At 69.2% G+C, this 25333-nt stretch carries 18 protein-coding genes; 16 read left to right on the plus strand and 2 right to left on the minus strand.

What is annotated here, in order from left to right:
* The first annotated feature begins 78 nt into the window (after positions 1–78).
* Positions 79–1452, plus strand: a complete 1374-nt coding sequence (locus JKG67_RS16845) for a helix-turn-helix domain-containing protein (protein ID WP_238998615.1) — start codon at positions 79–81, stop codon at positions 1450–1452.
* Positions 1453–1538: 86 nt separating this feature from the next.
* On the opposite strand, the gene JKG67_RS16850 is transcribed toward JKG67_RS16845, so the two are convergent.
* Entirely contained in the window at positions 1539–6698 is a 5160-nt protein-coding gene (locus JKG67_RS16850; protein WP_203338512.1) for a family 43 glycosylhydrolase, read from the minus strand.
* Positions 6699–6892: 194 nt separating this feature from the next.
* Between JKG67_RS16850 and JKG67_RS16855 the strand changes: the two genes are divergently transcribed.
* Both JKG67_RS16855 and JKG67_RS16860 read left to right on the plus strand, forming a co-directional pair.
* On the plus strand, positions 6893–7918 hold the full coding sequence (locus tag JKG67_RS16855; protein ID WP_203338513.1) for a LacI family DNA-binding transcriptional regulator: 1026 nt from the start codon (positions 6893–6895) through the stop codon (positions 7916–7918).
* 25 nt (positions 7919–7943) lie between these two features.
* Positions 7944–8990 (plus strand): aldose epimerase family protein, encoded by a 1047-nt coding sequence (locus JKG67_RS16860; protein WP_203338514.1) that lies wholly within the window; start codon positions 7944–7946, stop codon positions 8988–8990.
* Here JKG67_RS16860 and JKG67_RS16865 read toward each other — a convergent pair.
* Positions 8965–9861 (minus strand): helix-turn-helix domain-containing protein, encoded by an 897-nt coding sequence (locus JKG67_RS16865; protein WP_203338515.1) that lies wholly within the window; start codon positions 9859–9861, stop codon positions 8965–8967. The two genes, JKG67_RS16860 and JKG67_RS16865, sit on opposite strands and share 26 nt — an antisense overlap.
* Before the next feature lie 169 nt (positions 9862–10030).
* On the opposite strand from JKG67_RS16865, the gene JKG67_RS16870 reads away from it, so the two are divergent.
* From JKG67_RS16870 to JKG67_RS16930, 13 genes are all read left to right on the plus strand, one after another.
* Positions 10031–11011 carry an ABC transporter substrate-binding protein gene (locus JKG67_RS16870; RefSeq protein WP_203338516.1) on the plus strand — a complete coding sequence of 327 codons (981 nt, stop codon included), beginning with the start codon at positions 10031–10033 and terminating at the stop codon, positions 11009–11011.
* 94 nt (positions 11012–11105) lie between these two features.
* Positions 11106–12686 carry a sugar ABC transporter ATP-binding protein gene (locus tag JKG67_RS16875; RefSeq protein ID WP_203338517.1) on the plus strand — a complete coding sequence of 527 codons (1581 nt, stop codon included), beginning with the start codon at positions 11106–11108 and terminating at the stop codon, positions 12684–12686.
* Complete coding sequence (locus tag JKG67_RS16880; protein WP_203338518.1) at positions 12679–13767, plus strand: ABC transporter permease; 1089 nt, start codon at positions 12679–12681, stop codon at positions 13765–13767. Before JKG67_RS16875 ends, JKG67_RS16880 begins: the two co-directional genes overlap by 8 nt.
* Positions 13764–14768 carry a galactofuranose ABC transporter, permease protein YjfF gene (gene yjfF, locus JKG67_RS16885; protein WP_203338519.1) on the plus strand — a complete coding sequence of 335 codons (1005 nt, stop codon included), beginning with the start codon at positions 13764–13766 and terminating at the stop codon, positions 14766–14768. Before JKG67_RS16880 ends, yjfF begins: the two co-directional genes overlap by 4 nt.
* A complete protein-coding gene (locus JKG67_RS16890; protein ID WP_238998616.1) occupies positions 14765–15811 on the plus strand; it encodes a LacI family DNA-binding transcriptional regulator in 1047 nt (348 codons plus the stop codon). Before yjfF ends, JKG67_RS16890 begins: the two co-directional genes overlap by 4 nt.
* Positions 15804–17486 (plus strand): ribulokinase, encoded by a 1683-nt coding sequence (gene araB, locus JKG67_RS16895; protein WP_203338520.1) that lies wholly within the window; start codon positions 15804–15806, stop codon positions 17484–17486. The genes JKG67_RS16890 and araB overlap by 8 nt, the downstream gene beginning before the upstream one ends.
* Positions 17483–18160 (plus strand): L-ribulose-5-phosphate 4-epimerase, encoded by a 678-nt coding sequence (locus JKG67_RS16900; protein ID WP_203338521.1) that lies wholly within the window; start codon positions 17483–17485, stop codon positions 18158–18160. The genes araB and JKG67_RS16900 overlap by 4 nt, the downstream gene beginning before the upstream one ends.
* 63 nt (positions 18161–18223) lie before the next feature.
* Positions 18224–19732, plus strand: a complete 1509-nt coding sequence (gene araA, locus JKG67_RS16905) for an L-arabinose isomerase (protein ID WP_203338522.1) — start codon at positions 18224–18226, stop codon at positions 19730–19732.
* A gap of 5 nt (positions 19733–19737) precedes the next feature.
* Complete coding sequence (locus JKG67_RS16910) at positions 19738–20733, plus strand: aldo/keto reductase (protein WP_203338523.1); 996 nt, start codon at positions 19738–19740, stop codon at positions 20731–20733.
* 85 nt (positions 20734–20818) lie between these two features.
* On the plus strand, positions 20819–21286 hold the full coding sequence (locus tag JKG67_RS16915; RefSeq protein WP_203338524.1) for a (2Fe-2S)-binding protein: 468 nt from the start codon (positions 20819–20821) through the stop codon (positions 21284–21286).
* The gene (locus JKG67_RS16920; RefSeq protein ID WP_203338525.1) at positions 21283–23670 is read left to right on the plus strand and encodes a xanthine dehydrogenase family protein molybdopterin-binding subunit; all 2388 of its coding nucleotides are present in this window, start codon (positions 21283–21285) and stop codon (positions 23668–23670) included. The genes JKG67_RS16915 and JKG67_RS16920 overlap by 4 nt, the downstream gene beginning before the upstream one ends.
* Complete coding sequence (locus JKG67_RS16925) at positions 23667–24527, plus strand: FAD binding domain-containing protein (RefSeq protein ID WP_203338526.1); 861 nt, start codon at positions 23667–23669, stop codon at positions 24525–24527. Before JKG67_RS16920 ends, JKG67_RS16925 begins: the two co-directional genes overlap by 4 nt.
* Positions 24527–25273 carry an SRPBCC family protein gene (locus tag JKG67_RS16930; protein ID WP_203338527.1) on the plus strand — a complete coding sequence of 249 codons (747 nt, stop codon included), beginning with the start codon at positions 24527–24529 and terminating at the stop codon, positions 25271–25273. Before JKG67_RS16925 ends, JKG67_RS16930 begins: the two co-directional genes overlap by 1 nt.
* The last annotated feature ends 60 nt before the right edge of the window (positions 25274–25333 follow it).

Genomic DNA, 25333 nt, shown 5'->3' on the forward strand with positions numbered 1-25333 from the left:
AGGTCTCCCCATGATGTTGTGATTGCCGCCAGAGCCCCCCGGCCCTGGCGACAACGTGAACAGCGCTCACGTTCAGCCATGAGTCTGCACCACGCCACCAAGGCAGTGCCCGGGGAGGACGTAATCAGTCGTCGGGACTTTAGTCCCGAGCGGCGAGCAGTGACCTGCTCCCCGGGCTTTGCTACCGTGGCCGGGGACGGACCAAGGAGCACTGCGGTGGCCCACGATCTCGATGCGCGCCGGGGGGAGACCGTGCGCGCCTGGACCGCGTTCATCGAGAGCACCGGGGATCATCAGCGGCTGGTCCGGCCCGAGATCCTGAGCAGTTGGGCGCGGTCACGCTCCGCGGTGCCGACCGAGGTCGAGGCAGCGCCGCTGGACGACGAGGGCGAGACCCAGGCACGCTGGCGCGACTCGCCCCTGCAGGTGGCGGTGGAGGCGGTCGAGCAGGAGTTGCGTCGTACCGCCGTTGACGGTGACCTGGTCATCGGCATCACTGACGAGCACACCCGATTGCTGTGGACCTACGGCGGTCGGGTGATGCGCCGCCGAGCCGAGAGCGTCAACTTCGTGCCCGGTGGCCGCTGGGACGACACCTCGATGGGCACCAACGCCCTCGACCTGGCCAACCGGACCGATGCGCCGGCGATGGTCTTCAGTGCCGAGCACTACGCCCCCCACCTGCACAACTGGGTCTGCTGGGCGGCACCGGTGCACGACCCGGTCACGGGGCGGCAACTCGGTGTCGTCGACCTCTCCACGACCTGGGACCGCACCCACCCGATCGGGCTGGCCACCGCCCGGGTGCTGGCCACCCTGATCGAGCAGGCGATGCCCACCTCCCGGTACTACGCGGAGGGCGAGGTGACCCGCGATCCTGGGCTGGTGCTCACCCTGCTCGGGCAGGCCGAGGTGCGTCTGGACGGGGAGCGGCTGCTGCTCAACCGGCGCCAGACCGAGATCCTGGCGCTGCTCGCCCTGCATCCGGACGGACTGTCGCTCGATCAGTTGCACACGATGCTCTACGGCGACCACGAGGTCACCTTCTCCACGCTCAAGGCCGAGGTCTCGCATCTGCGGCATGCGATCGGTGGGGCACTCTCGTCACGTCCCTACCGGCTCACCCTCCCGGTCTCCACCGACGTCGAGCATGTGCTGGCGCTGCTGCGGCGGGGTCAGGTGATGGCGGCGGTGGATTCCTACGGGGGAGACCTGCTGCCCGGCACCAACAGCCCAGCCCTGGTCGAGATGGGTGAGTATCTCGCGGTCGCGGTGCGCGAGGCGCTGCTGGCGGACCCGCGACCCGACGCCGTGCTCCGCTACAGCGATCTGGCGCCCTACGACACCGAGGTGATCGAGGTATGCCTCGACGGGCTCCGAGCCACCAACGTGGACCCGCATCCGGCAGTACCGCTGCTCAAGGCGAGGCTCGCGGTCGCAGAGGGACCCTGATCAACGGGGGCCGGCATCGCGCAGGGAAATGAGTGCCGCCCTGCCCGGCGGCCTGAGGCCACCGGGCAGGGCGGAGCCTGTTCAGGTCAGCGGCGGACCTTCACGGTGCGGGTCACAGTCGCTCCGGTGACCACCGGGGAGCCGCGGTAGCGGATCTTGATGATGTGCCGCCCCGGTCGGGCGAAACGTAGCCGCACCGACGTGGGAGTGGCGCTGCCCCTGAACTTCCGCCGCACCTTCCCGTTGACGCGCACCACCACGGTGCCCCGGGCACTGACGGACCCTGGGCGGGCGCCCAACCTGACGGTCAGTCTGGTGTGGGCAGACCTCGTGGCACCGAGCGTCAGCACCCGCTTGTTGAGCGACGCGCGGACCCGGCCGGTGGCCTTCACCACGGCCTCGGTACGGGGCGACGTCGCGACGCCGGCTGGCCGACCGACGCGAGAGGCGGTGATCCGGACCGAGAGGCGGTGGCCCACGTCGGCTCGCCGCGGCACGTAGATCGCGTTGATGGCACCGGTGATCGGTGACCCGTCGCGCAGCCATTGCCAACGGAAGTCCAGGCCGTCCTGGTCCCAGACACCCGTGTCAGCGGTCAGCCGGGCGCCGACCATGGCCCGCCCACTGATGGTCGGTGGCACGGTGACGGTCGGCGCTGGCAGAACGCCCGGATCGGTCGCCGCTGGGATCTCGACCTCACCCGGCGAGGAGGTGTTGCCGGCCACGTCGGTGGCGCGGAACTCGAGGACGTGTGCGGCCTCGTCCAGCTCGATCGGCTCGAGGTAGGGCAGCCAGCTGCCGCCGTCGAGCCGGTACTCGATGGATGCCACCCCGGAGTCGTCATCGGTCGCACTGAGACTGACGAGGCGACCCGTGACACTGGCTTCGACCGTGGGCGGTTGGTCGTCGACCTGCACCGGCACGGTCCAGGTGTCGCTCCACTGCAGGTTGCTGCCCCGGGCGCGGTACTGAACCTCATAGCTACCGGCCGGCAGCGGGACCGGCCCGGAGTACGTCGTCCACGCATCGTCGGCGAGCCGATACTCGACGGCGACCACGTCCGGTCCGCCGGCCAGGGTCAGCGCCGCACCGGCGCCGTGCCATCCGTCGCCGCCAGCGAAGGAGAGCGACGCCTGCACCGGTCCGCCCTGGTAGCTGAGCGGCTCGATGCTCTCCAGCGTGGGCACCACCGGCTTGATCAGACCATCGTCGTCGAACTCGATCCGGTCGATCGTGGACTCCCGGTGGGTGCCGTTGCCGCCGGGGATCGCGAACCGGTGGTAGGCGATGTACCACTCGTCGGTGCCCGGGATCTGCAGCACCGAGTTGTGCCCGGTGCCGAGGATGCCCAGTGACTCGTCCTTCTGCAGGATCACACCGCGGTAGGTCCACGGCCCGTGCACGCTCGTCGAGGTGGCGTAGCCGACCCGGTAGTTCGCCGAGCCGGTGTCATCGATCGAGTAGGTGAGGTGGTACAGGCCGTCCCGGAAGTTGACGAACGTGCCTTCGCGGTAGCCGGTCAGGCCGCTCATCGCGCTGATCGTGCCGGGCTTGAGCGACAGCATGTCGTCACTCAGTTCGGCGTAGACCGGTGACCCGTTGCCCCAGAAGAGGAAGAACTTGCCGGAGACAGGGTCCTCGAAGGCAGCCGGATCGATGGCCTGGCCAGAGGTGACCGCCTCGTTGTTGAGGATCATCGCCGTCGGCTGAGCCGTGAAGGGTCCCTCGGGGCTGTCGGCCACTGCCACGCCGATGGTCTTGCGGTTGTAGGTCGGGTTGTGGCCGGAGAAGTAGAAGAAGAACTTCCCATCCCGTTCGATGATCGTGGGGGCCCAGGCGTTGCCGGTCGCCCACGGCACGTTGCCGTTGGCGCCGTCGAGGGTGAGGAACGGCTGTGCTGAACGCTCCCAGTCGACCAGGTTGGTGGACTTCCAGACGTAGAACTCCTTGCCGCCCCAGCCGGCGAAGCCGTCGGTGGTGGCGTAGATGTAGTACGTCCCGTCGAACTCAGCGATGTTCGGGTCCGCGTAGAGGCCCGGCAGGAGCGGGGACCTCATCTCGATGGCCTTGACGGTCCAGTCGCGGCCGGTGCCGGACTCGGGCGTCACCGTGATCGTCACCGGCCCCGAGTAGTCCTGCGGCCCCGACGGCGATACCGACGAGGACGACGCCACGACGTACGACGGCTCGAGGGCGGTGAGGTCGGTGCCCGGCTCGACCGGCAGGGTCACTGTCGACGAGGCGGAGTCGATGATCGCCGACACCTTCAGGCTGTCGAGTTCCACGCCGGTGATCGCCGACGGGTCGGCCCCGATGTCGCTCACCTCGGCGGCCGAGAGGGCACGGTTGTAGATCCGGAAGTCGCGGACCTTGCCCTTGAGGTACCGGTCTCCGGTGTAGACCGACCGGCCGATGTAGTTGGCGGTGGTCGCGCCGTCGCCGATGTCGCCGGGCTTGATGGTGACGTTGGTGTTCTGACCGACCTGCACGCCGTCGAGGTAGAGCCTGGCGGTGCCGTCCTGCAGGGTGTAGGTGAGCGTCTTCCAGGCCCCACGCTGCAGAGCTGCGCCGGAGGTCGCCGTCTGCTCGGTGGTCCAGTTGCCGGTGGCGATGGAGGAGCGGTAGTTCGCGTTCCCGCTGGTGAACAGGTAGCCGTTGCCGGCGCCGTTGAGGGTGTTGCCCATGCCCCAGATGAAGTAGGGGGTGGCCTGGTCTGAGTCGACCCAGACCTCGGTCGAGACCGTGATCGCGTCCAGACCGGCCATCATGTTGTCGGGCAGTCTGACGTGGCCGTTGCTGCCGCCCAGGGTGAGAGCCCCGTCCACCCAGGTCGCGTCACCGCTGACGGTGCCGTGGTAGCCGTGGCCGGAACTGTCCGTCGCCGTGGTGCCGGAGGTCTCGTCGAGCGCGTAGTGGGCGACGAGTCCGTTCTCGTCGGCCTGGACCGGGTCGATCGGCTCGGGCACGACGATCTGCTCGCGCAGCTTCTCCAACTCGGCCGCGGTCACCGGGATCACCGTGCCGTGGCGCGGGCTGGCGGGCATGTCGTAGCTGGGTGCCACCTTCCAGTCCGGGTTCTCCAGGTCGTCGGTGCCCAGCGGGATGTAGCCACGGCGACCGGCGCCGTACTCGTCGACGTAGAGGTAGTAGTTCGAGCCGGAGGTGTCGCCCGGGTTCGCCTTGATGATGCTCGGGCCCTCGACGGCGGTGGTGCCGGCGTCCTTGCCGATGCAGCCGACCATGAACTCCCACGACGGGTTGCCGGGGGTGTCCTTGGCGGTCAGCGACGGGCTCTTCTCCTGGATGATGTCGGAGCATCCGGTGCCGCCGGCGCCCTCGTCCTTGGTGAACCGGTAGTAGGTGTCACCCTCCCTGAGCACGGTGGTGTCGATGCGCGACATGCCGTAGTCCTGCCAGACCTGGGCCTCGCCGAAGGTCACGAAGTCGCGGGTGGTGGCGTACATCATCTTGTTGTAGGTGTTGCCGGTGTGGCCCGGGTCGTTCTCGGCGTACAGCTTGGAGGCCCAGAAGACGATGTACTCCTGGTTCTCCTCGTCCCAGTAGGCCTCCGGTGCCCAGGTGTTGCCGGCGTTGTCGGGGGCGACCTTGACGTGTCGCTGCTCGGACCAGTTGACGAGGTCGGTGGACTCCCAGATCTCGAGGTGCTGGCTGCCGTGCCGCTGGGCCCGGTCCCAGTTGCCGTTGCGGCCGATGGACAGGTCGGTGGCGATCATGAAGAACCGGTCACCCTCGGGGGAGCGGATCATGAAGGGGTCGCGCAGGCCGAGCTCGCCGTAGCTCGACTCGAGGGTCGGCTGGCCGCCGTTGAGCTCGTCCCACTGCAGCGCGTCGTTGCCTCGGCTGGCTGCGAAGTAGATCTTCTCGCCGGCGATCGAGTTGCCGGTGAAGTAGCTGAACGCGTAGCCCTCGAACTCCTCGTGCTGGGGGAGTTCGCGGACGGTGAGGGTGAAGTCGCGCTCGGCGGTGGCGTCGCCGACGGTGACGGTGGCCGTCACGGTGACCGAGGCGTCACCGTCTCCGTGGCCGGGCCGGTTGACGATGCCGTCGACGGCGACAGTCTCGGGAGCCGACGAGGCCCAGGTGACCGTGGCGCCGTGCAGGCCGGTCGCAGGCAGCGTGAGGTGGCCGCGGACGTCGTCGGGGTGCACCAGTGCGAGCGCTGCCGCGGCAGCGTCGGCCAGTGCCTGGTCGTCCTCGGCAGGGAGCACGGTGGCGTCGAAGGTCTTGGTTCCGGTGGACTCACCGAAGGTCAGGGTGGCAGTGAGCGTGACGTCGGCCGGGCCGTCGACCGCGTCGGGCCGGGTGACGGCACCTGTGGGGGCGATCACGTCGGTGTTGCTCGACGCCCAGGTGATGCCGGAGCCGTGGTCGCCGGACGCCGGCAAGCTCAGGTCGTCCATGACCGCGGTGAGGTCGCCGAGGTCGAGCGCGGCGACATCGGCGGCGAACCGGGCGGCGTCGGTCAGTGCGATGTCGGCGACCTCGGTCGGGCTGAGCGCCCGGTCGTAGATGCGGAAGTTCTTGAGCCGGCCCCGGAGAGTGTTGTCCGAGGCGTAGTTGGACTTGCCGAGCAGGTTGTTGGTGGTGACGCCGTTGCCGATGGCGCTGGGCAGCACGGTCACCTCGGTGTTCTGGCCGACCTGGACGCCGTCCTCGTACAGAGTGCCGACGGTGCCGGTCTGGGTGTAGGTGACGGTCTTCCAGATACCGCGGGCGAGGTTCCCCGCGGGGCTCTTGGCGGTGACCTTCTCGCCCGACCAGTTCGTCGGGGTGATCCCGGCGCGGAAGGAGTTGCCACTCGCGAAGAGGTAGCCGGTGCCGGATCCCGAGGTGGCGGTGTTGCCCAAGCCCCAGATGAAGAACGGGGAGGCCTGAGTCGACTCGATGAAGACGTCGGTGCTGACCGTGATCGAGTCCAGCCCCGCCATGACGTTGTCGGGGAGTTTCACGTGGCCGTCGGACCCGTTCAGGCTCAAGTGGCCGCCCGTCCAACTGCCGCCGCCGACCAGGGTGCCGTGGCGGTCGTTGCCCGAGGTGTCGGACACGAGAGTGCCCTCGCTCTGGGTGAGGTCGTAGTGCACGACCAGCCCGTCGGTCACCTCCTCGGCGGCTACGGCGCTGGGAATGCCGACGACCAGGCCGCCGAGCAGTGCCAGGACGAGCGCGGTGATCAGCGCCCGGGGGGAGTGGGTGCGGCCGCCGGGCAGGGACGTGAGTGGTGACATGAGGACTCCATCGCGAGTGTTAGCGCTAACACTCGCAGTGTGACCGGCGACACATTGATCCGTCAACCCCTGATTCCCACAGGGCTCGCGAAGGTTGACGATTACTGTGAGCGCTCACATGCCTAGCCTCGACGACGCCAGGTCCTGATTAGTTCGCGCGGATGAGGAGCCGTCGCCGCCCTACGATGGCTGCCATGCCACCATCGTCCTCGGTCCCGTCCCGGCGTTCGCCCAGCATGACCGATGTGGCCGTCTATGCCGGCGTCTCGCATCAGACCGTCTCCCGCGTGCTCAACGACTCACCGCTGGTCAAGGAGGAGACTCGGGCCAAGGTGCTGGCCGCGATCGAACTGCTCGGCTACCGCCGCAACAACGCAGCACGCATGCTGGCCACGCAGCGATCGGGCAGGATCGGGATGGTTTCCGCGCACCTGATCCTGCACGGCCCCAGCAGGATCGCTACCGCCGTCCAGGAGGCCGGTCACCAGGCCGGCTACGAGGTCTCGCTGGTGAGCCTGCCCGAATTCTCCGCCGACTCCCTCTCGCGTGCCGTCGACCGGCTCCTCGACGAGGCGGTGGAAGCGCTCGTGGTCGCGGTCGCCCACCCCGCCGCCCGCGAGATCACCCGGGCGCTGAGGACGCCGATCCCCATCGTCCTCGCTCAGGGGGTCGTCCCAGGGCAGTCCATGGCTGCTGGGATTGACCAGGTGGCCGGGGCGGTGGCCGCCACCGAGCACCTGCTCGATCTCGGTCACACCCACGTCGCCCACGTGACCGGCCCCCTCGACTGGGTCGAGGCCGGTCAGCGCCGGGACGGGTGGCAACTCGCTCACGAGCGGCGCCACCTGCTGCCCGGGCCCGAGGTGACCGGAGACTGGTCCCCGGCCAGCGGCTACGCCGCCGGCCAGCGGCTGGTCGCGGACCCGTCGGTGACCGCAGTATTCGTCGCCAACGACGACATGGCCCTCGGGGTGCTCCGGGCCTTCCATGAGCACGGTCGCCGGGTGCCCGACGACGTGAGCGTCGTGGGCTTCGACGACATCCCGGAAGCGGCGTACTTCTGGCCCCCGCTCACCACGGTCAACCAGCCCTTCTCGCTGCTCGGCAGGCGGGCGATGGAGCTCACCCTGCAGGCGCTCGAGGGTGAGAGCGAGGCCGTCGCGACGCTGTTGCTGCCGGAGCTGCGCGCCCGTGCCTCGACGGGGCCGGCTCCTTCCTGAGACGCTCGATGTTAGCGTTCACAGCATGGCCCTCACACGCTTCGGCCAGCTGCCCGATGGGCAGCCGGTACGCCGGATCACGGTCGGCAGCGCCCCGGGTCCGGTGCTGCACCTGTTGGATCTCGGTGCCACCATCCATCGGCTGGAGGTGACGTGCGGGGATCGACGCCGTCGCAATGTCGTCCTGGGTCATCGGACGCCGGCCGACTATCTCGCCTCCACCGACTACATCGGCGGCACCATCGGTCGCTACGCCAACCGGATCGCGGGGGGTCGGTTCGAGCTCGATGGCGCCCCGGTCCAGCTCGGGGTCCATGACCGCGGGAACCACCTGCACGGCGGGCCCGACGGCTTCGACCGGCGGCTCTGGGACGTGGTGGAGCACGGACCGGGCCATGCGGTCCTGCGCCTGGTCAGCGAGGCCGGCGACCAGGGCTTCCCTGGCCGACTCGTCGCCACCGCACACTTCGAGGTGCGCGCCGACGGGGTCTCGCTCCGGTTGGGCGCGGAGGCCGACGCGCCCACGCTCGTCAACCTGACGAGCCATGCCTACTTCAACCTGGACGGTGACGGTGCGGGCACCATCGACGGCCACCACTTGCAGGTGCCGGCCCGGTGCTACACCCCGGTGGATGCCAGTGGGATCCCGAGCGGGGGGCACGTATCCGTCGCCCAGACGCCCTTCGACCTCCGGACACCGCGGCGACTCGGCGACTCGCTGCGTGCGGGCCACGAGCAGATCGTCGCGGCGCGCGGCATCGATCACAACTTCGTGATCGACGGCGAGGGGCTTCGTACTCATGCCGTCCTGACCTCCGAGCGGACCCGGACCCGGATGGAACTGCGCAGTGACCAACCGGGCCTGCAGGTCTACACCGGCAACTTCCTCGATGGTTCACGGCTCTCGGCCGACGGACGTCCTTACCGCCAAGGGGACGGGATCGCCCTGGAGCCGCAGAAGTTCCCGGACTCGCCGAACCGTCCCGACTTCCCCTCGGCGGTGCTGCGTCCCGGAGAGCGCTACGGCTCGGCGATCGACTGGTCGTTCACCGCCGTGTCGGGTAGGCGGTGAGCAACGCGCCCGCGGGGAGGCCGTAGAGGCGCTCCAGTCGCAGGCGGAGCGCGGTTCCAGGCGTGGCGCGGGCGCTCTCCCATCCGCGCACCGCGGAGGTGCTGCACGAGAGGCGTGCGGCCACCTCCGCCTGAGTGAGGCCGGCCCACTGGCGGACCGCGCACAGCACCTCGTGCAGGTCGCCCGGTGTCCAGGTGCGTCGGTCCAGGGCTCGAGGTGGCCTCACCCCGGCGACTCGGGCAACCGTGGACACCGGGACGCCGTACAGGTTCGCGAGCCGTCGCAGGGCCGACAGTGGTGGTGGTTGCCCGCGCTCCCAGGTGCTGATGCTGTGCCGGCTCGCTCCGATCCGCTGCGCTACCTGGCTCTGTGACAGGCCGGTGCGGCGTCGGAGCCGACGCAGTGCCGAGGGTGGTGATCCGGCCGCCGCCACGACGGCGGGCGCCGCGGAGAGGAGGCGCCGCAGCGTCTCGGCGTCGATATCGAGGATCGCGGCCAAGGTGGGGAGGTGCTTCAGGGGGATCCGGGCTCGTCCGGACTCCCAGTTGTAGACCGTGGCCGCCGGGACCGCGACGGCCTCGGCCAGTTGGACCACCGGTACGCCGGCTCGCCGGCGCAGCGGTCGCAGACCATGTCCGCGGAGGGTGTGCGGAACGCTCGGGGTGGGCGCCCGCAGCCCATCGAAGATCCGCGCCACTTCGGCCGTTTCGATGGCCAGGGTGCGGGCGAGCCGGCGGATGTGGGTGGGGCCGGGCAGTCGTTCCCCGCGCTCCCAGCGCAGGATCGACGTCGGGTGAACGCCGACCTGCTCGGCGATGTCCGACGGCGTGAGGGCTCGGCTGATCCGGTGCTCCCTCAGGGACGTAGTCATGCGATGCGCCTCCGCTTCCGGGATCGTCGTGGCAGGGTGAGCGTTCACATTGATTCTGGAAATCTCGTCCGAATGGGTTGACGAATCGGAATGTTAGCGTTCACACTCATCCTCAGTGACGCCGGTCACACGGCGAGACATCCACAGTTGATCTGGAGGAGAACCAGTGGTGAAGAAGAGCCTGATCGCCGCAGCGGCGATCTCGATGAGCGCCGCCATGCTCACGGCATGCGGCAGCGATTCGAACGCGAGCGATGACGACACGATCACGATGGGGTTCTCCCAGGTCGGAGCAGAGAGCGGTTGGCGCACAGCCAATACGGCCTCGATCCAGGCCTCGGCGAAGGAGGCGGGCATCGACCTCAAGTTCGCCGACGCCCAGCAGAAGCAGGAGAACCAGATCAAGGCGATCCGCTCCTACATCCAGCAGAAGGTCGACGTGATCGCCTTCAGCCCGGTTGTCGAGAGCGGCTGGGACACCGTGCTCCAAGAAGCCAAGCGGGCGGGTATCCCGGTGATCCTCACCGACCGCGCCGTCGACTCCGACGACACCTCCCTCTACGAGACCTTCCTCGGCTCCGACTTCGTGCTCGAGGGCGAGAAGGCCGGGGAGTGGCTGGTCGCCAACGCCGCCGACGCCGATGTCGACGGTGACGGCACCATCAAGGTGGTCCAGCTCGAAGGCACCACGGGCGCTGCCCCGGCCATCGACCGGGCCGACGGCTTCGCCACCGCGATCGCCGCGGACCCCTCGATCGAGGTGACCGCGTCGCAGACCGGTGACTTCACCCGTGACGGCGGCAAGCAGGTGATGGAGTCGTTCCTCAACTCCGTCCAGGGCATCGACGTCGTCTTCGCGCACAACGACGACATGGGCCTGGGTGCCATCGAGGCCATCGAGGCCGCTGGGCTGGTGCCCGGCAAGGACATCAAGATCATCACCATCGACGCGGTCAAGGACGGCATGCAGGCCCTCGTTGACGGCAAGATCAACTTCATCGTCGAATGCAACCCGCTGCTCGGGCCGCAGCTGATGGAGCTGGCCAAGAAGGTCCTGGCCGGTGAAGAGGTCCCGAAGCGGGTGGTCACCGACGAGACCACCTTCACGCAGGAGGAAGCCGCCGCCGTACTGGCAGACCGTCAGTACTGACCGTGTGGGCCGGATCCGTCCTGATCTCGGGCGGATCCGGCCCCGCGCCGCCCACCGTCCACGGGAGCACCGGTCCCGGGATCAGGAGGAACCGATGACCCAGACCTATCAGGAGCCACTGGTGACCAGCCACCACGCTTCGGCACCCGTGATCGAGATGCTGGACATCTCCATCACCTTCGGCAACGTCCACGCCCTCGATCAGGTGTCCCTGCGGCTGTACCCCGGCGAGGTGCATGCCCTGATGGGTGAGAACGGGGCCGGCAAGTCGACGCTGATCAAGGCACTCACCGGGGTCTACTCGATCGATGCCGGCACCATCACGGTCGGCGGCCAGCGGCACGAGTTCCACTCACCCTCCGCCGCGCAAGCGGCCGGTATCAGCACCGTCTACCAGGAGATCAATCTGGTTCCGAACCTGACGGTCGCCGAGAACATGCTGCTGGGCCGGGAGCCGCGACGGTTCGGGGGCATCCACGTCCGGGAGATGAACCGCCGCGCGCAGCAGACCCTGCGCGCGCTCGGACTCGACATCGACCCCGCCTCGGTGCTGGGTGAGCACCCGATCGCCGTCCAGCAGCTCGTGGCGATCGCCCGTGCCGTGGACGTCGACGCCCGGGTGCTGATCCTCGACGAGCCGACCTCGAGCCTCGATGGCGACGAGGTGGAGAAGCTCTTCGACGTGCTGCGGCGGCTGCGCGCCGACGGCGTCGCGATCGTGTTCGTCTCCCACTTCCTCGACCAGATCTACGAGATCGCGGACCGGATGACCATCCTGCGCAACGGCACCCTGATCGAGGAGCGGATGGTCGCCGACACGCCCCGGCTCGAACTCGTGCAGCTGATGATCGGGCGCGAGCTCGAGGAGCTCGACCGGCTGGGGCGCGGGTCCGGCTCCGTGCCCGATCCGAGCCGCGTCCCCGTCCTGGAGGTCGTCGGGCTGAGTCGCAAGGGCGCGCTCGAGGCCACCGACCTGTCCCTGTACGACGGCGAGGTGGTCGGGGTCGCTGGCCTGCTCGGCTCCGGCCGGACCGAGCTGGCTCGACTCCTCTTCGGCGCCGATAGCGCCGACCACGGCGAGATCGCGATCCGCTCCACCAGGCGCCGGCTGCGCAGTCCCCGACACGCCATCGACCGCAAGCTCGCCTTCACCAGCGAGGACCGCAAGGCCGAGGGCATCGTCGGTGATCTGACGGTGGCCGACAACATGCTGCTGGCGCTCCAGGCCTCCCGGGGCTGGCTGCGCCCGATCCCGCAGTCCGTCCGGACCCGCCTGGTACAGCAGTACATGGAGGCGCTCAACATCAGGCCGGCCGACCCGCAGGCGCTGATGCGCAATCTCTCCGGCGGGAACCAGCAGAAGGTGCTGCTGGCCCGATGGCTGATCACCGACCCCCACGTACTGATCCTCGACGAACCGACTCGAGGCATCGACATCGGCGCCAAGGCACAGATCCAGTCGCTGGTCGCAGAGCTGGCCAGCAAAGGGATGTCTGTGGTGTTCATCTCCGCCGAGCTCGAGGAGGTGCTCCGGCTCAGCCACCGGATGGTGGTGATGCGAGACCGTCGCAAGATCGCCGAACTCAGCAACGACGACGTCCGGGTCGGTGACCTGCTGCGCATCATCGCCACCGAGGCCACCGATGTTGAGCAGGAGGGGTCCTCCGATGACTGACACGCTCGCTCCAGCGCCGCCCACGCCCGGGGCACGCAAAGCCCCGGCGGGTCCGAGCCGATGGGCCCGCGTGACCGGCCACCCACTGCTGTACCCGCTGCTCGCCATGGTGGTGCTGCTGATCATCAACGTGATCGCGACGCCGACGTTCCTGAACGTCAGAGTGCAGGACGGGCACCTGTTCGGAAGTCCGATCGACATCATCCGCAACAGCGCCCCGGTGCTGCTGGTCGCCCTCGGGATGACCCTGGTGATCGCCACCCGCGGCATCGACCTCTCGGTCGGCGCCGTCGCCGCGATCGCCGGCGCAGTGGCCTGCACTCGGATCGTCGCTGCCCCCGACGAGGGTGCCCTGGTCACGGCGGTCATGGCGGTCACCCTGGCGCTGGCCGTCTGCGTCCTGCTCGGCGTGTGGAACGGCTTCCTGGTCTCCGTGCTCGGTATCCAGCCGATCATCGCCACACTGGTGCTGATGGTGGCCGGCCGTGGCCTGGCGATGCTGATCACCGACGGTCAGATCACCACGGTCAACAACCCCGCGTTCAGCAAACTTGCCTCCGGCTACCTGTTCGGGCTGCCGATCGCCTTCCTCGTGGCCCTCGGCATGGTCGGGCTTACCGCCCTGCTGACCCGGCGTACCGCCTTGGGGATGTTGATCGAGGCCGTGGGCATCAACCCGGCAGCGAGCCGACTGGCCGGTGTCCGGGCGCGGACCATCACCTGGACCGTCTACACGTTCGCGGCCGTCTGCGCCGGGCTGGCTGGAGTGATCATCGCCGCCAACACCAGGTCGGTGAACGCCAACAGTCTGGGCTTGTGGATCGAGTTGGACGCCATCCTGGCTGTCGTCATCGGCGGCACCGCGCTCACCGGCGGGCGGTTCTCGCTCGCCGGCACGCTGGTCGGGGCCCTCCTCATCGCCACCCTGGCCCGCACCATCCCCAACATCGGCATCCCGTCGGAGGCGAACTACCTCTTCAAGGCGGTCGTGGTGGTCGCCGTGTGCGTGGTCCAGTCACCCCGGGCCAGAGCCGCGCTGCGGGTACGCCGTCCCTCCGTCACGAAGGTCGAGGCCCGATGAGCACCACTGTCGCCGAGTCCGTCACGCTCTGGGAGCGGGTGCGCACGTACTCCCCACCCAGCCGATTCCTCCCGGTGATCGTCACCTTCGCGGTGTTCCTCGGCATGTTCGGCGTGGGCGGCGTCCGCTACGAGGGCTTCGCCCACCCGCAGGTGTTCCTCCACGTCCTGCACGACAACGCGTTCCTGATCGTGCTCGCCGTCGGCCTCACCTTCGTGATCCTCACTGGCGGGATCGACCTGTCGGTGGGCTCGGTGGTGGCGATGTCGACCGTGATAGCGGCCAAGACACTCGAACTCGGGTGGCCGCCGGCTCTGGCGATGCTGACGGTACTGATCGCCGGGACGTTGCTGGGCACCATCATGGGGCTGCTCATCCACTACCTCGACATCCAGCCGTTCATCGCCACCCTGGCCGGACTCTTCCTGGCCCGCGGCATCACCTATCTGATCAGCGTCCGTTCGATCCCGATCACCGACGAGACCTTCCGGGAGATCGCCTACGCCTCGATCCCGCTCCCGGGCGGCCACTACACCACCTGGCTCGTCGTGGTCGCACTCAGCACTGTCCTGATCGCCGCGTACGTGCTGGCCCGGACCAGGTTCGGCCGCACCGTCTACGCCATCGGCGGGAGCGAGAGTTCGGCGATGCTGATGGGCCTTCGGGTGGCGCTGGTCAAGGTCGGCGTCTACGCCATCAGTGGCTTCTGTGCCGCTCTCGGCGGGCTGCTCTTCGCGTTGTACCTCCTCTCGGGCTACAGCCTGCACGCGGTGGGCATGGAACTTGAGGCGATCGCCGCGGTCGTGATCGGTGGCACCCTGCTCACCGGTGGCCGTGGCTATGTCGTCGGTTCGATGATCGGGGTGCTCGTCTACGGCACCATCCAGACCTTCATCAACTTCGACGGCACGCTCAGTTCGTGGTGGACGAGGATCGCCATCGGCGTGCTCCTGTTGGTCTTCGTGGTCATCCAGCGGGTGGCCACCAGGGGGCCGCGTTGACCGCGACGATGCCACCGGCGGGTGGCCGGACCCCGGTGATGGCCGACGTCGCCCGGCTCGCCGGAGTGTCGCACCAGACGGTGTCCCGGGTCATCAACGGCCAGCCCAACCTGCGTCCCGAGACCCGGGAGCGGGTGGAGCGTGCGATCCGGCAGTTGGGCTACCGCCGCAACTCGGCGGCGCGAGCGCTGGTCACCCGACGCTCCGGCACCATCGGAGTGATCGGGGCCAAGACTGGGTACTGGGGACCCAGCACGGTGCACCGGGCCATTCAGGCAGCCGGACGCCAGGCGGGCTTCTTCGTCAGCGCTACCAACCTGGAGAGTCTGACCCGGGCCGAGTTCACCGATGCACTGGACCACCTGCGAGACCAGGACGTGGAGGGGATCGTGCTGATCTCCGCCACCGACGATGCACTCGAGGTCGCTCGAGTCCAGGAAGCGACCGGCGTGCCGGTCGTCGTGATCGAAGGAGCCGAGGACCGCGCCAAGTGGACGGTCGGTGTCGACCAGGTCGCCGGTGCCGCGTTGGGCACCCAGCATCTGATCGAGCTCGGTCACGTCGAGATCCTGCACCTGGGGGGCCCCGCCGACTGGACCGAAGCGCGCGGCCGCCTGCAGGGCTGGCGGGCCGCGATGTACGCCGCCGGGCTGGTGCCCTCGCTCCACCTGGCGGGGGACTGGTCGGCGCGCAGCGGCTACGAACTCGGCCGCGAGATCGCCCGGCGTACCGAGGTGACGGCGGTGTTCGCCGCCAACGACCAGATGGCCATCGGCCTGTTGCGGGCGCTGGCCGAAGCGGGGCGCTCGGTGCCCGAGGACGTCAGCGTCGTCGGCTTCGACGACATCCCCGAGGCCGCCTACCTGATCCCGCCGTTGACCACAGTCAGACAGGACTTCACCGCCGTCGGCCGCCGAGCCATCGAGATCCTCCAGGCCGCCATTGCCGCCGACGGGACCCCCGAGCCGGAACGACTGATCAGTCCGGAACTGGTGGTGCGCAGCAGCACCGCCCCATCCCCAGGAAGGAAGCAGAGTGAGTGAGCAGGACCAGTACGTCGTGGGTGTCGACTTCGGCACCCTGTCCGGGCGCGCGCTGGTGGTCAGAGTCGCTGACGGTGCCGAGCTCGGCACCGCCGTGCACGACTACGCCCATGCGGTGATCGAGGATCGGTTGCCCGGCAGCGGCCGGGCATTGCCCCCGGACTGGGCGCTCCAGGTGCCCAACGACTATCGGGAGGTGCTGCGCGTCGCCGTGCCGGCCGCAGTGGCGGCGGCAGGCATCGATCCCAGCCGGGTCATCGGCATCGCCACCGACTTCACGGCCTGCACGATGGTGCCCGTCCTGGAGGACGGCACCCCCCTGAACGAGATCGCCGGATTCGCCGATCGGCCGCACTCCTACGTGAAACTGTGGAAGCACCATGCGGCCCAACCTCAGGCCGACAGGATCAACGAGTTGGCTGCCGCCCGCGCCGAGCCCTGGCTTCCTCGCTACGGCGGCCTGATCTCCTCGGAGTGGGAGTTCGCCAAGGGACTGGAGCTCTTCGAATCCGATCGTGAGGTCTACGACCGGATGGATCGCTGGGTCGAGGCCGCCGACTGGATCGTGTGGCAACTGTGCGGAGAGTACGTGCGCAACGCCTGCACGGCCGGCTACAAGGGGATCCGCCAGGACGGCGACTACCCGAGCCGCGAGTTCCTCGACGCACTGGAGCCCGGCTTCGGCGATTTCGTCGCCGACAAGCTCGACCAACCCATCGGCCGACTGGGCGACCGCGCCGGCGGACTGACCCCGCAAGCAGCCGCGTGGACCGGGCTGCCCGAGGGCATCGCCGTTGCGGTGGGCAACGTCGACGCCCACGTCACCGCCCCCGCAGCCCAAGCCGTGAGCCCGGGGCAGATGGTCGCCATCATGGGCACGTCCACCTGCCACGTGATGAACGGGGTGGAGGTGCGCGAGGTGCCGGGGATGTGCGGTGTGGTTGACGGAGGGATCGTCGCCGGACTGTGGGGGTACGAGGCCGGACAGAGCGGCGTCGGAGACATCTTCGGCTGGTTCATCCAGACCTCGGTTCCGGCGAGCTACGCCGAGTCCGCCGATGCTGCCGGCGTGTCCCTGCACGAGTACCTCACCGACCTGGCCGCGCTCCAGCAGGTCGGCGAACACGGCCTGGTGGCACTGGACTGGCACAGCGGCAACCGGTCGATCCTGGTGGATCACGAACTCTCCGGGCTGATGGTCGGGCAGACCCTCGCCACCCGGCCCGAGGACTGCTACCGCGCGCTGCTGGAGGCGACCGCCTTCGGCACCCGGGTGATCATCTCGGCGTTCCAGGACAGTGGCGTCCCGGTCCAGGAGCTGGTCGTGGCCGGCGGCCTCACCAAGAACCCGCTGCTGATGCAGATCTACGCCGACGTCACCCGGCTGCCGCTGTCGATCCTGGACTCCGAGCAGGGTCCGGCGCTGGGCTCCGCGATCCACGCGGCCGTGGCTGCAGGCGCCTACCCGGACGTTCCCACCGCAGCCAAGAGCATGGGCAGGGTCCGTCGCGGCGTCCACCTGCCCGACGAGGAGAGGGCGCGTACCTACGACGCCTTGTTCGAGGAGTACCTGGCGCTGCACGACCACTTCGGTCGCGCCCAGCGCACCATGCGCCGGCTCAAGTCGATCCGCCGGGCCGCAGTCGACCGCCGCCTGAAGGAGGCCCACGTATGAGAGTCGTCGCCGACGTCGCCGAGACCATCGCCACCCTGCGCCGGGAGGTGTGCGCGCTGCACGCCGAACTGACGCGCTACGGGCTGGTGGTGTGGACCGCGGGGAACGTCTCCGCGCGAGTGCCCGGCCACGAGCTGCTGCTGATCAAGCCGAGCGGGGTGGCCTACGACGAACTGACGCCCGAGAACATGGTCCTCTGTGATCTGGACGGTCGAGTGGTCGAGGGCGACCACGCCCCGTCCTCGGACACCGAGGCGCAGGCCTACGTCTACCGGAAGATGCCGCAGGTGGGCGGCGTCGTGCACACCCACTCCACCTACGCCACGGCCTGGGCGGCCCGAGGCGAACCCGTGCCCTGCGTGCTGACCATGGGCGCCGACGAGTTCGGTGGAGAGATCCCGGTCGGACCGTTCGCGATCATCGGCGACGACTCGATCGGGCGCGGGATCGTCGAGACGCTGGTGCAGAGCCGCTCGTCCGCCGTACTGATGAAGAACCACGGCGTGTTCGCCATCGGACCGACGGCCAAGGCAGCGGTCAAGGCCGCGGTGATGTGCGAGGACGTGGCCAGGACCGTGCACATGGCACGCCAACTCGGCACCCCGGAGCCCATCGAGCAGCAGTCCATCGACTCGCTCTACGACCGCTACCAGAACGTCTATGGCCAGCGCTGACCGCGCCGGCACGTCTGCTCACTCCGGCCGCCGACGCCGCGGCCGCGACCGAAGGAACACCTGATGACCCTGACACCCGATCCTGCCGCCGAGATCTGGTTCCTCACCGGGAGCCAGAGCCTCTATGGACCCGAGACCCTCGACCAGGTCGCGATCCAGGCGCGCACCATCGTGGATCGACTCAACGACGCACAGCTCCCGGCGAAGGTGGTGTGGAAGCCGGTGCTGCTGGACTCCGGGACCATCCACCGCCAACTGCTGGAGGCCAACAGCGCCCCGGAGTGTGTCGGCGTGATCGCCTGGATGCACACCTTCTCCCCCGCGAAGATGTGGATCGCTGGGCTCGATGCGTTGCAGAAGCCGCTGCTCCACCTGCACACCCAGGCTGGCATGGCGCTGCCGTGGTCCACGATCGACATGGACTTCATGAACCTCAACCAGGCCGCCCACGGGGACCGCGAGTTCGGCTACATCCAGTCGCGGCTGGGGGTGCCGCGCAAGACCGTGGCCGGGCACGTCGACTCGCCTGCGGTGGTGACCCGGATAGACCAGTGGGTGCGCGCCGCCCTGGGCCGAGCGGAGTTGCGGCGGCTCCGGCTGGCTCGGTTCGGCGACAACATGCGTGACGTCGCGGTCACCGAGGGCGACAAGGTCGAGGCGCAGTTGCGGTTCGGGGTCTCGGTCAACACCTACGGCGTCAACGACCTGGTGGCCGTCGTCGACGAGGTGCCGGACGCCGACATCGACGCCCTTGTCGCCGAGTACGCCGACTGCTACCGCGTCGCCCCCGCGCTGCTGCCGACCGGGGACCGCCACCAGTCATTGCGCTACGGCGCCAGGGTCGAGCTCGGTCTCCGTCGCTTCCTGACCGACGGCGGGTTCCACGCGTTCACCACCAACTTCGAGGACCTGGGCGGGCTGCGCCAGTTGCCGGGCCTCGCCGTGCAGCGGCTGATGGCCGACGGCTACGGGTTCGGCGGTGAGGGGGACTGGAAGACCTCCGTGCTCCTCCGGGGCATCAAGGTGATGGCCGCCGGACTTCCCGGCGGCACCTCATTCATGGAGGACTACACCTACCACCTGGTTCCCGGCGAGGAGAAGATCCTCGGCGCGCACATGCTCGAGGTCTGCCCGACGATCACCAGCAGGCCGGTGTCGCTGGAGGTCCACCCGCTCGGCATCGGTGGTCGAGAGGACCCGGTCCGGCTGCGGTTCGTCGCCGACCCGGGGGCCGGCCTGGTGGCCGGCCTCTCCGACCTGGGCGACCGCTTCCGGCTCACCGTCAACGAGATCGACCTCGTGGACCCCGACGAGGATCTGCCGATGCTGCCGGTGGCCTGCGCCGTCTGGCAGCCGCGACCCTCGCTGTCGACCTCGGCAGAGGCCTGGCTGATGGCCGGGGCTCCTCACCACACGGTCCTCTCGAAGGCGATCGGCGTCGACGTGCTGCAGGACTTCGCCGAGATGACCGGCACCGAGATCGTGGTCATCGGCGCGGACACCACCCCGCGCACCTTCCAACGCGAACTGCGCTGGAACGCGGCGTACCACCGACTGGCGGAAGGGCTCTGAGCGACATGGAGAAGCGCATCCTCGGCAGGACCGGGAGGCCGGTCTCGGTGGTCGGCCTGGGCACCTGGCAACTCGGCGCCGACTGGGGCGACGTCACCGAGACCGCGGCCCGGGAGGTGCTCGAGGCGTCTGCGGAGGCCGGCGTCACCTTCTTCGACACCGCCGACGTCTACGGGGACGGACGCAGCGAGCAGATCCTCGGTCGGTTCCTCGCCGACCACCCCGGGGCCGGCTTCACCGTGGCGACCAAGATGGGCAGGCGGCTGCCGCAACTGCCCGCGAACTATCGCGCGGAGAACTTCCGCTCCTGGCTGGACCGGTCCCGCCGCAACCTCGGCCTGGATCGACTGCCTCTGGTGCAGTTGCACTGCCCCCCGTCGGAGGTGATCGACAACGACGCGACCTACGACGTGCTCGATGACCTGGTCGAGACGGGTGCGATGGCGGCGTACGGAGTCAGTGTCGAGACCGTCGACCAGGCTCTCAGCGCCCTCCGTCGGCCGCACGTGGCGTCGGTGCAGATCATCCTCAACGCCTTCCGGCTCAAGCCCCTCGAGCGGGTCATCTCGGTCGCGGCCGGGACGGGGGTGGGGATCATCGCCCGGGTACCGCTCGCCTCTGGACTGCTGTCGGGTCACTACGACGCCGAGACGACGTTCGCTGCGAACGACCACCGCCACTACAACCGCGACGGAAGCGCCTTCGACGTCGGCGAGACCTTCTCCGGTGTCGACTATCAGGTCGGGGTTTCGGCTGCAGCCGAGTTCGCGTCCCTGGTGCGGCAGTGTCTGCCGGGGGGTGTCTCGACGGCCCAGGCGGCTCTCGCCTGGGTGCTCCAGCAACCCGGCGTGACGACCGCCATCCCAGGAGCCCGCAACGCCGACCAGGCGGCGGCGAACGCGGCAGCCGCCGGGCTTCCCGCGCTGCCGGCGGAGTTCCTGGCGGGGGTCACCCGGATCTACGACGAACGTCTTCGGGAGTCCGTGCACCACCGTTGGTAGTCGTGCCAACCGTCTGCCAACCGTGGGCTCCTAATGTGAACTGAGTCACAGATCGTCTGGGACGAGTTCACATCGAGGATGTGCCATGACGCGGATCAGCCTGACCGTCGACGGCCAGCAGGTCGTCGACGACGTCGAACCCCGGATGCTGCTGGTGCAGTACCTCCGGGAGCGCCTCGGGAAGACCGGCACGGTGATCGGTTGCGACACCAGCAACTGCGGAGCTTGCACGGTCCATCTCGACGGCAGATCGGTGAAGTCCTGCAACGTCCTGGCCGTCCAGGCCGACGGCAGTGAGGTGACCACCATCGAGGGGTTGGCCAGCAACGGCCAACTGCATCCGGTGCAGGAAGCGTTCCGGGAGTGCCACGGACTCCAGTGCGGCTTCTGCACCCCGGGGATGATCATGCAGAGCGTCGACCTGCTCGAAGAGAACCCCGACCCCACCGAGCAGGAGATCCGGCTCGGCCTGGAGGGCAACCTCTGCCGGTGCACCGGCTACCACAACATCGTGCGGTCGGTGCAGGCCGCGGCCAAGGGGGCGACGTCATGACCACCACCGCCACCGAGATCGGGCGGGACCGGCGCCGCAAGGAGGACCAGCGGCTGATCACCGGCCGCACCCGATGGACCGACAACATGACGCTGCCGGGCATGCTGCACCTGGCGATGGTGCGCAGCCCGTTCGCGCACGCGCGGATCACCAGCATCGACACCTCGGCCGCCGCAGCCGCTCCGAACGTGGTCAGCGTCGTCACCGGCGCCGAGTTGGGCGAGGAGATGGGCGTGCTGATCAACGCCTGGCCGATCACCCCCGACCAGGTGGCGCCGGTGCACACTCCGATGGCGGTGGACCGAGCCACCTTCGCCGGGGAGATCGTCGCCGTCGTGGTGGCCCGCTCCGCTGCGGCCGCCCGGGACGCCGCCGAACTCGTCGACGTCGAGTACGACGAACTCCCGGCCGCGCTGGACCTCAAGGAGGCCGCCGCGGACACAGTGCTGGCGCACCCCGACCTGGGCACCAACAAGTCGGCGTACTGGGTCTTCGACTCCGCTGCGGCCGGCACCGGCGGGGATGTCGAGGAGGCGATCGGCACGGCTCGGGCCGACGGCATCGTGATCGAGCGCGAGTACCGTCAGCAGCGCCTGATCCCGGCGTTCATGGAGCCTCGATCGGTGGTGGTCGACCCGACCGGCGAGCAACTCACCGTCTGGTCGGCGACCCAGATCCCGCACATCCTCCGCTTCGCCATGGCAGCGACTCTCGGGATCCCCGAGTCCAAGCTCCGGGTGATCGCCCCCGATGTCGGCGGCGGCTTCGGCGGCAAGCTCCAGACCACCCCCGAGGAGTGGCTCGCCGTGGTGCTGGCCCGTCGGCTCGGCAAGCCGGTGAAGTTCACCGAGACCAGATCGGAGTCGCTGATCAGCGGCCACCACGGCCGTGACCAATGGCAGAAGCTCACCCTCGCCGCCACCAAGGACGGCACCGTCACCGGCCTCAAGGTGGAGCTGCTGGCCGACCTCGGCTCGCACGTCTCCCTGGTCGGCGGCGGCGTCCCGGTGCTCGGCGCGTTCATGTTCAACGCGATCTACAAGTTCCCGGCGTACCACTTCGCCTGCCAGACGGTGCTCACCAACAAGACCTGGACCGATGCCTACCGTGGCGCCGGCCGACCCGAGGCCACCTTCGCGATCGAGCGGCTGATGGACGAGTTGGCCGCCGAGCTGGGCGTGGACCCGTTGGTGGTCAGGGAGCAGAACTGGATCAAGCACGAGGAGTTCCCGTTCACCACCGTGGCCGGGCTGGAGTACGACTCGGGCAACTACGAGGCGGCGACGGCACGCGCGAAGGAGCTCTTCGGGTACGACGAGTTGCGTGCCGAGCAGCAGCGGCGCCGCGACGCCGACGATCCGGTGCAACTGGGCATCGGGATCTCCACCTTCACCGAGATGTGCGGGCTGGCGCCGAGCCGGGTGCTGGGACAACTCGACTACGGCGCCGGCGGCTGGGAGCACGCCAGCGTCCGGATGCTGGCCACCGGCAAGGTCGAGGTGATCACCGGGGCGAGCGCCCACGGCCAGGGCCACGAGACGGCGTTCAGTCAGATCGTGGCCGACCGGCTCGGGGTGGCGTTCGAGGACGTCGAGGTGCTGCACGGCGACACCCAGATCGCGGCCAAGGGCCTGGACACCTACGGCTCCAGGTCGCTGGTGGTCGGCGGCGAGGCGCTGGTGCGGGCCGCGGACAAGGTGATCGAGAAGGCTCGGCCGATCGCCGCGCACCTGCTGGAGGCCTCCGTCGAGGACCTCGAGTTCAGCGGGGGCACCTTCAGCGTCCGGGGCACCGACGCGGGGATGGCCATCGGCGAGATCGCCACCGCAGTATTCGCCGCGCACAACCTCCCCGACGGCGTGGAACCGTCCCTGGACTCCGACGCCACCTACGACCCGGTCAACTTCTCCTTCCCGCACGGCACCCACCTGTGCGCGGTGGAGGTGGACACCGAGACCGGCCGGGTGCGGATGCGCAGCTACGTCTGCGTGGACGACGTCGGCAACATCATCAACCCGCTGATCGTCGCCGGCCAGGTCCACGGCGGCCTGGTGCAGGGCATCGCCCAGGCGCTGTGGGAGGAGGCCGTGTACGACGACTCGGGGACGCTGGTCTCCGGCTCCTTCGTCGACTACCTGCTGCCCACCGCAGCCGACACGATCAGCTTCGAGATCGACCACACCACCACGCCGAGCACCACCAACACGCTCGGCACCAAGGGCGTCGGCGAGGCCGGCACCATCGCCTCCACCCCGGCGGTGGTGAACGCCGTGGTCGACGCGGTCCGCCATCTCGGCGTCCACGACATCGCCATGCCGTGCACCCCGGAGCGGGTGTGGCGGGCGATCCATATGTCCTCATCGGCGGAAGGAGCAGACCAGTGATCCCCGCACCGTTCTCCTATGTCGCACCCACGTCGGTCGACGAAGCGCTGGCGGCGCTCGCCGAGCACGGCGACGACGCCAAGATCCTGGCCGGCGGACAGAGCCTGTTGCCGGTGCTGCGGATGCGGCTCAATGCGCCGGAGTGGGTGATCGACCTCGGCCGGATCGACTCGCTCCGCGGCGTCCGGGACGCCGGCGACCATCTGGTCATCGGGGCGATGACCACCCATCACGACGTGCTCCACGACCCGCTGGTCGCCGAGCATGCCGCGTTGATCACCGCCGCCGCGACCGACCTGGCCGACGCCCAGGTCCGGCACCGGGGCACCTTCGGCGGCTCGCTCGCACACGCCGATCCGGCCGGCGACCTCGGCGCGCCGGTCCTGGCACTGGGGGCGTCGTTCGTGATCGCCGGTCCCTCCGGCACCAGGACGGTGCCCGGCACGGAGTTCTTCGTGGACCTCTTCGAGACCGCCATCGGTGACGACGAGATCCTCACCGAGGTGCACGTCCCCAAGCACACCGGCTGGGGGGCGCACTACGAGAAGTTCGTCCGGGTCGCCCACCAGTGGCCCATCGTCGCCGTCGCCGCCGCGGTGCGGGTGGAGGGTGGCACCATCGAGCACGCCCGGATCGGGTTGACGAACATGGGCTCCACACCGCTGCGGGCCACGGCCGTCGAGGAGGCGCTGACCGGGCAGCCGCTCACCGCCGACGCGGTCCGAGCGGCCGCCCAGCACGCAGCGGACGGGGCGAACCCGCCCTCGGACCTCAACGGCGACGCGTCGTACCGCAGCCATCTGGCCTGCGTGCTGACGGCTCGTGCGGTGCTCGCGGCAGGAGGTGCCGACGGCTGATGGAGCTCACCCACACCTTCTCGGTGCCCACCGGGATCGAGGAGACCTGGGCCCACTTCGGAGACATCGCAGCCTTGGCCGAGTGTTTCCCCGGAGCTCGGGTCACCTCGGTGGACGACGGGCCACCGGCGACGTTCGTCGGCACCTGCAAGGTCAAGCTCGGGCCGATCGCGCTGGTCTACACCGGCAGTGGCACCTTCACCGAGCGCGACGAGGACGCGCACCGCTTCGTCGTCGAGGCGAAGGGCAAGGACAAGCGCGGCAACGGCACCGCCGGTGCGCTGGTGACCGTGGCGATGGTCGAGGCCGGTGCTGCCACGGAGGTCGAGGTGCGCACCGACCTGTCGATCACCGGCAAGCCTGCCCAGTTCGGCCGTGGCGTGATGCAGGACGTCTCGGACAAGTTGCTCGCCCAGTTCGTCGCCTGCCTGGAGCGCAGGCTCGGGGACCAGGGGCCCCCGGACGAGGAAGCCGGGACACCGGGCGTGGGAGAGCCCGGTGACGGCTCGCGACCCAGTACCGGTGCGCAACCCGGTGAAGGCGGGCGGTCCGGTATCGGTGCGCAACCCGGTGACGGCGGGCGGTCCCGTGACGGCGCGCGGTCCGATGACGACGAGGACGATGACGACGCGCTCGATCTGGGCGCGGCGACCTTCGTGATCCTCACCAAGACCTACGGCAAACAACTACTCGGAATCCTTGCCGCCCTGCTGATCCTGCGTTGGCTCTGGCGGCGCCGCCACTGACGAAGTGGGGTTTGTGGCCGCGCGAGGTGGGGTTTGTGGCCGTCGTTGCGAGTGGACCCG

This window comes from Nocardioides limicola, assembly GCF_016827675.1.
Lineage (GTDB): Bacteria > Actinomycetota > Actinomycetes > Propionibacteriales > Nocardioidaceae > Nocardioides > Nocardioides limicola.